The sequence below is a fragment of the Methylobacterium sp. WL120 genome, from assembly GCF_008039465.1.
Lineage (GTDB): Bacteria > Pseudomonadota > Alphaproteobacteria > Rhizobiales > Beijerinckiaceae > Methylobacterium > Methylobacterium cerastii.
The window spans coordinates 1-1,562 of the sequence record NZ_VRUT01000325.1 but is presented as its reverse complement, the minus strand read 5'-3'; the positions used below and the strand labels follow the sequence as shown (position 1 = coordinate 1,562).

Here is a 1,562-nt window from a genome sequence, read left to right as displayed (position 1 = left end):
ACTTCGTCGCGGCCCTGCCCGAGGGCTACGACGCCCGCGTCGGCGAGCGCGGCGCGCGCCTCTCCGGCGGGCAGCGCCAGCGCATCGGCATCGCCCGGGCGCTCTACCACGACCCCGACGTGATCGTGTTCGACGAGGCGACCTCGGCGCTGGACGGCGAGACCGAGGGCGCGGTGATGGCCGCGCTGGACGCGCTGGCCGGCCAGCGCACGCTGATCATGATCGCCCACCGCCTCACCAGCCTGGAGGCCGCCGACACGGTCCACGTGTTGGAGGACGGCCGCCTCGTCGCCTCCGGCCCGCTCCATGCGGTGACCCAGCACCTCGGGGCGGCGGCGTGATCCGCGTGCTGGAAGGCCATTTCCGCCAAGGTGACATAGCCACGACCTCGGAGATCACGTCCATGTCCGACACGATCCACCTGAAAGCCGCCGACGGCACCGAAGCGGCACTGGCGCTCGCCGGCGCCGAGCCGGTGTCGTGGCGGGTGGGCGGCACCGAATATCTCTGGAACGGCGATCCCGAGCACTGGAACCGGCACGCGCCCTGGCTCTTCCCGGTGGTCGGCGCCTCGGTCGGCGGGGTGGTGCGGGTCGAGGGCCGGACCTACCCGATGGCGCAGCACGGCTTCGCCCGCGACCTGCCCTTCGCGGTGGTGGAGCGGGCCGACGACGCCGTCACCCTGCGCCTGACCGAGACGTCCGAGACGCTGGCGCACTATCCCTTCCGGTTCCGCCTCGACGTCACCGCCCGGGTGCGCCCGGCCGGGCTCGACTTCGCGGTCGTCGTGCACAATCCGGGCGATACGGCCCTGCCCTACGGGCTCGGCTTCCACCCGGCCTTCCCCTGGCCGTTCGCGGGCGGCACGCGGGCGGCCGACGGCGGCTACGCGGTGGAATTCGAGCAGGCGGAGCGCGCCGGCGTCCCCGAGGTCGGCCCCGGCGGCCTGTTGCTGCGCGAGGAGCGCCCGATCCACCTCGACGGCACGACACTGCCGCTCGATCCGGCCCTGTTCACCGAGGCGCTGGTGTTCCGCGATGCGCTGAGCCGCACGATGCGCTTCACCGGGCCGGGCGGCCGGGCGATCCGGATGGCGGTGGAGGACTTTCCGCACCTGGCGGTGTGGACGAAGCCGACGGCGCCGTTCCTGTCGCTCGAAGCCTGGACCGGGCATGCCGACTGGGCCGGCTTCTCGGGCGAACTCGCCGAGCGGGACGCGCAGCGCCTGCTGGCGCCGGGCGCCACGGCGCATCACGGCATCCGCCTCGACCTGGAGGGTTGAGGTGCGGATCTGGGTGGCGCGGCCGGAGCCCGGCGCCGCGCGTACCGGCGAACGCCTGGCCGCGCTCGGCCACCGGCCGCTGGTGGCGCCGGTGCTGGCGGTGCGCCCCACCGGCGCGGCCCTGCCCCACGGACCCTTCGACGGCCTGATCTTCACCAGCGCGAACGCCCTCGACGCGGTGCTCGCGACCACCGACGCCGGGGCGTTGCGCGGAATCCCGGTCTTCGCCGTCGGCGCGCGCACGGCGGCGCTCGCCGAGGCGCGGCTCGGACCGGTCGCG

General features: G+C 74.9%; 3 protein-coding genes. All 3 read left to right on the top strand.

The annotated features are described in order from the left end of the window. On the top strand, positions 1–341 hold a 341-nt coding region (locus tag FV229_RS26770), incomplete at its 5' end, for an ATP-binding cassette domain-containing protein (protein ID WP_147754805.1). Positions 342–403: 62 nt separating this feature from the next. Further along, positions 404–1,282 (top strand): aldose 1-epimerase family protein, encoded by an 879-nt coding sequence (locus tag FV229_RS26765; RefSeq protein ID WP_147754804.1) that lies wholly within the window; start codon positions 404–406, stop codon positions 1,280–1,282. A gap of 1 nt (position 1,283) precedes the next feature. Further along, a partial coding sequence (locus FV229_RS26760) for a uroporphyrinogen-III synthase (protein ID WP_187275304.1) occupies positions 1,284–1,562 on the top strand: 279 nt, incomplete at its 3' end.